This window comes from Actinospica durhamensis, from assembly GCF_018139695.1.
GTDB classification, from domain to species: domain Bacteria; phylum Actinomycetota; class Actinomycetes; order Streptomycetales; family Catenulisporaceae; genus Actinospica; species Actinospica durhamensis.
Genome location: NZ_JAGSOG010000411.1, coordinates 1 through 5,317 on the forward strand (window position 1 = coordinate 1; position 5,317 = coordinate 5,317).

Here is a 5,317-nt window from a genome sequence, read left to right on the forward strand (position 1 = left end):
ACCGTACACCGCCCCCCACCGCCCCCACCGCCCGCGGCGCGTACGTCGCCAGGTCCGGTGCGCTGATCTGATGCAGAGATATCAGGGCCCGGCGGTGGAAGCCGTGGGCGGCGAGAACCTCACAGACCTCTTCGACGCTCGGGTAGCCGGCGACGGCAGAACGTTCCGTGTCGGACGCGCGCGAGGCTCAGCGGTAGCCGTACTTCTCCCAGTTCTCCAGCACACGCGTCTGGATCTCGGCGGGCCAGCCGTTCTGGAAGCTGCCCTTGACCGGCCGCCGGCCGGCCGGGTAGAGGTCGGCGAGCAGGCAGTTGTAGATGACCTTCCCGGCCGAGTAGGTGTGCGACTCCTCTTCGCTGAGGTAGACGGCGAGTTGCATGCTGAGTTTGTGCGGGAAGTGGAACTCGCCTCGCTCGGGGTGGGAGCGGGTGGCGAAAGCCCAGACGACCTCGCTCAGGTCGGTGATGTCGACGTCGTCCTCCACCAGCAGGATCTTCGGCGCGTTGACGGAGGGCTTGCCGGTGAAGATGATCCCGGCGATCTTCTCGATGAGCTCGGCCGAAGATATCCCGAGGGTCTCGTGCCAGTCCTGCCTGACCGACAGGATCAGCCAGTGCACGGCCGCCTCGTAGGCGTACCAGGCGCTGGAGGCGGGCAGTCCGGCCTGGCGCAGCAGGTAGAGGATCTCGGCTGCGCTGGTGGTGCCGATGATCGTGTGGTCCTCCTCGACCGGCGGGCCGGCCGCGACGACGGCCTGGATCGCGTCGTCGCGGTAGGTGATCGCGGTGACCTTGAACAGGGCTTTGGGCGAGGCCTCGGTGGCGTTGTATCCGGGGAACTCGTTCATCGGGCCCTCCGTCACCGTCTCGTCGACGGAGACGTAGCCCTCGATGATCATCTCGGCGGTTGCCGGGACGAGCAGGTCGACGGTCTCGGCGGGGACGAGCTCGATGCCCTCGCCGAACAGGGCGCCGAGGAAGTGGCTCTCGTCCGCTCCTTCGGGCAGCGGCATGCCGCCGACGAAGGGCAGCCCCGGCTCGACGCCGATGGCCAGGGCGATCGGCATCGGCTGGCCGAGTGCGCTCCACTGCGCGCGGATCACCCCGAGGTGCTGGGGGCCGGGGATCAGACAGGCCAGGGTGTCCTTGCCGGCGATCATCATCCGGTTGACCGACCAGTTGGTCCAGGAACCGTCCGGGGTCTTGGCGATGTTCATGCCGTAGGTCTGGATGTAGCGGCCGCCGTCGTTGCCGTGGATGAGCGGGGTCGGGAAGGCGAACAGGTCGATCTCCTCGCCCAGCATGATGTTCTGCTTGCACGGGGAGTCCTGCGGGGCGAGGACCACCGGCGGTATGCCCTCGGCGGAGCGGGCGGCCACCAGCGCCTCGACGATCTCCTGGCCGGGCGCCTCGGCGGGCAGCCCGAGGGCGAGGGCGATGCGCGCGAGCGGGTGCGCCGAGCTGCTCAGCGCGCCGGGGGCGCCGAACAGCCGGAAGCCGGTGCCCTGATATCCGGTCAGATTCGTGAAGAGCGGGGCCGCGGCCTTGAGGTCGTAGGAGCGGCGGATGACGGCGCCGACCTCCAGGTTCCAGTCGACCTCGCGTTCGATCGTCTGGACGTCGCCGAGCTTGTCCAGCTCGTCGATGAACTCGCGCAGGCTTTTGAGGTGGTTCATTCGTTCTCAGCTTCCTTGTTGTCGATGCCGATGTCGGCGGTCGCGGGCTGCTCGCCCCAGCGGGGCAGGCCGGGCACGTCGATGCCCAGCAGGTCCAGCGCACGTGCGGCGGTGTGTTCGACGATGTCTGCGACGCTCGCCGGGCGCAGGTAGAAGGCGGGGACCGGGGGCATGACGATGCCGCCGGTCTCGGTCACCGCCGTCATCGCGCGCAGGTGTCCGAGGGTGAGCGGGGTCTCGCGTACCAGCAGCACCAGGCGGCGGCGCTCCTTGAGGGTGACGTCGGCCGCGCGGGTGAGCAGGTTGTCGCCGTTGCCGTAGGCGATGGCCGAGAGGGTGCGGATCGAGCACGGCGCCACGATCATGCCGGCGGTGCGGAAGGATCCGCTGGCGATCGCCGCGCCGATGTCGGCCGGGCGGTGCGCGACGTCGGCCAGGGCGGCGAGGTCGCGCGCGGACAGGTCCGTTTCGTAGGCGCGGGTCTGCTGGCCCGCCGGGGTCACGACCAGGTGCGTCTCAAGCCCGGCGGCCCGGGCGAGCTCGAGCACCCGGATGCCGTAGGCGATGCCGGTCGCCCCGCTGATCCCGACCACCAGCCGGCGCGGTGCGGTCACGGCTCACACTCGATCACGATAGAAGTCCCCTGATGCTCCTGGTTGACACCCCGTCAGCCGGACCCATTGAATCAGAGGTGTGAATATCTGTGAAGTATTTTCTTCACACCCCTACACTGGTGCGCGGCGGCGAGTGCGACGGGGCCGAGGACGAAGGAGCGAGGATGGCCGCGGACGACGGCGTGGGCCAGCGCATCAGAGAGCTGCGCACGGCCCGAGGCCGCTCGCAGGCCGAGCTGACCGGCCCCGGCCTCTCCCCCGGATACCTCTCGATGATCGAGTCCGGTGCGCGGCCCGCGTCCCCTGCGGTGCTCGCCCGGCTGGCCCGGCTGCTGGGCACCACGCCCGAGTACCTCGCCACCGGGATCCAGCCCGACACGTTCCAGGAGGCCGAACGCCGCCTGGCCTTCGCCGAACTCGCCCTGCACAACGGCGACGCCGCCGCGGCGCTCGTCGAGTTCGAGCAACTGCTGGCCGGGGTCCCCGCGCCGCTGGCCGAACGCGCGCGCCTTGGCCGGGCCAAAGCGCTCGAACAGCTCGACCTGCTGCCCGAGGCCGCCGAGGCCTACCAGGCACTCGGCGACGCGGCCGAGCCCGGCGGCGCACAGTGGGCCGAGCGGCACATGGATCTGACCCGCTGTTACGCCCTCGCCGGGCAGCTCCAAGCAGCGATCGAAGTCGGTGAGCGGGCCCTGGCCGCCTTCGAGAACCTGGGGCTGGCCTGGAGCGACGAGACCATCCGCCTCGGCGTCACTCTCGCCGGATGCTACGCGGCGCGCGGCGACAGCCTGCACGCCGCCGGGCTGCTGCGCCGCCTGCTCGCCGCCGCCGACGCACTCGGCAGCCCGCTCGCACGCGGCTCGGTCCTGTGGAACGCGGCCAGAGCGGCCGCCGACAACGGGCGTCCGCGCGACGCCGCCGCACTCGCCCAGCGCGCCCTCGCCCTGCTCGGCGAGGCCGGCCACCAGCGCAACCTCGCCACCCTGCGCGCCCTCTACGGGCAGTACCTGGCCGAAACCGAGCCCGATCAGGCCGCCACCGCGCTCGCCCTGCAGCGGGAAGCCCTCAGCTCCATGATCGAGGCGGGCAACAGCTTCCACATCAGCTGGATCGAGATCCGCCTGTCCCAGACCGCGCTCCTGCTCGGCGACACCGCCCTTGCCCGTACCCACGCCCACAGCGCCATCGAACGCATCCGCGGCATCGACGACGAGAACGAGGCCGACGCCCGCGTGGCCCTGGCCGAAGCCGAACACGCCGCCAGCCGCAACGCCGCCGCACGCCAGAACCTCGACTCCGCCGCCGAGGCGCTGCGCCGCGTGGTACCGCAGGCCCGCCTCGCCGCCGGCCTGTGGCAGCGCATCGCCGTGCTCCGCGAAACCCTCGGCGACGCCCCCGGCGCCCTCGACGCCTACCGCCACGCCATGCACGCCGCCGGCCTGCCCTCCCCCACCTCGACCCTGCCGACGAAAGCCACAGCCGACAGCAGCCGCCGAGCCGCGCCGCGCGCTGAGACCTAGGAGCGCTCCGTTAGGTCTGGTCAGGTGGCATGGGCTGGCCGCGGATGTCCGGGCTTGGGCCCGGCTCAGCGCGTCGTGGACCGAACGCGATCCGCACGTGATCGATGCGATACTCCCCCCGGTTCGGGGCGGCGGGAGAAGTCCAGTCCAGGGTGGGCGCGGCCTATAAGAGCCCGAACGTGGGGCCCTGACGCGGCGTCCCGCCGCGTGCTTGCCGTACGTCGCAAAGTACTGGCTGGCGGTTCTCCGTCCCTGAAGAACAAACGCAGCCGTCTGCGGAAAGCTAATATGCAGCGGCCCCGAACTCCCCGACTGGTGCGCGCGGAACGGGCGACTGCATCGCAGTGCTGCCCAGAGACGGTCTACGCCGGTCAAGAGCCACTACACCCCATTGTGAGCCCCTAGACGACGTATTCCAATCGCCTGCGGAAACGAGGTGAGGGTGTCCAAGCTCTGCTTGTGACGACAGACCTGGACACCCTCATCACCGCACTCTACGTGAAAATCGACGACGACCTCGCCGGTATCCGCCGAGCCGGACGGCCGCCGCAGCTCACGGACAGCGAGCTCGTCTGCCTGGCCGTGGCCCAGGCGCTGCTCGGCTACGCCTCCGAGTCACACTGGCTGCGCGCCGCCCGGCGCCGCCTGGGTCACCTGTTTCCCTACCTGCCCAAGCAGCCCGGCTACAACAAGCGGCTGCGCGCCGCGCTGCCCCTGGTCAAACGCGTCATCAGGGACCTGGCGGCGGACAGCGACTTCTGGTTCGACAACACCTGGATCGTGGACTCGACCCCCGTGCCCTGCGCCATGTCGCGCCCGAGCGTGCAGCGCTCGGAACTGGCCGGCTTCGCCTCCTACGGCTACTGCGCCTCACACTCCCGGTACTTCTGGGGCCTTCGCCTGTACCTGGTATGCACCCCGACCGGAATGCCGATCCTGTGGGCGCTGGCCAACGCCAAGCTCGGGGAACGCGAGGTGCTCGCCGCGATGCTCGAGGTCGACGCCGACCTGGTGGCCGAACGCGAGGGGATCCTGCTGATCTCGGACAAGGGCTTCAGCTCCGGACCGTTCGAGCGCGAACTGGCCGGCCTCGGTATCGAACTGCTGCGTCCCTCGCGCAAGCGCGAGACGCAACGCTACGGCGAGCCGATGCTCAAGAAGGTCCGGCAACTGATCGAGTCGGTCAACGACACCCTCAAAGGCCAGCTCGACCTGGAAGAACATGGCGGGCAAAGCATCGAGGGCGTCGCGATCCGCGTCGCGCAGCGCGTGCTGGCGATGACCGCCGCGATCTGGCACAACAACAAGACCGGCCAGCCGACGACCCGGTCACTGATCGCCTACGACCACTGACCGGGGATCGGAATACGTCGTCTAGGCGCAATACCACTGATTTAGCTGTGCTTGCGGCTGGTGGGTCGGGTTCTGGTTGGTGCGACGAGGTCGGGGGTCGGTGGTTTGGTCCTGGGCGGATCACGGTGCTCGGGGCGTTTCAGGGCCCAGTTGCT

Annotated in this window: 4 protein-coding genes; 2 read left to right on the top strand and 2 right to left on the bottom strand. The window is 69.9% G+C overall.

Features of this window, described 5'->3' with window-relative positions; genetic code table 11:
- Positions 1 to 187: 187 nt before the first annotated feature.
- Positions 188 to 1,675 carry a UbiD family decarboxylase gene (locus KDL01_RS38795; RefSeq protein WP_212533717.1) on the bottom strand — a complete coding sequence of 496 codons (1,488 nt, stop codon included), beginning with the start codon at positions 1,673 to 1,675 and terminating at the stop codon, positions 188 to 190.
- Complete coding sequence (locus KDL01_RS38800; protein ID WP_212533718.1) at positions 1,672 to 2,289, bottom strand: UbiX family flavin prenyltransferase; 618 nt, start codon at positions 2,287 to 2,289, stop codon at positions 1,672 to 1,674. The genes KDL01_RS38795 and KDL01_RS38800 overlap by 4 nt, the downstream gene beginning before the upstream one ends.
- Positions 2,290 to 2,453: 164 nt before the next feature.
- Between KDL01_RS38800 and KDL01_RS38805 the strand changes: the two genes are divergently transcribed.
- A complete protein-coding gene (locus tag KDL01_RS38805) occupies positions 2,454 to 3,809 on the top strand; it encodes a helix-turn-helix domain-containing protein (RefSeq protein WP_212533719.1) in 1,356 nt (451 codons plus the stop codon).
- A 459-nt stretch (positions 3,810 to 4,268) separates the two neighbouring features.
- The gene (locus KDL01_RS38810; protein ID WP_212533720.1) at positions 4,269 to 5,162 is read left to right on the top strand and encodes an IS982 family transposase; all 894 of its coding nucleotides are present in this window, start codon (positions 4,269 to 4,271) and stop codon (positions 5,160 to 5,162) included.
- Positions 5,163 to 5,317: the final 155 nt, after the last annotated feature.

Bases quoted from the DNA above. Each gene is read 5' to 3' on its own strand.
- KDL01_RS38795 (WP_212533717.1), bottom strand. From the start codon at position 1,675: ATGAACCACCTCAAAAGCCTGCGCGAGTTCATCGACGAGCTGGACAAG.
- KDL01_RS38805 (WP_212533719.1), top strand. From the start codon at position 2,454: ATGGCCGCGGACGACGGCGTGGGCCAGCGCATCAGAGAGCTGCGCACG.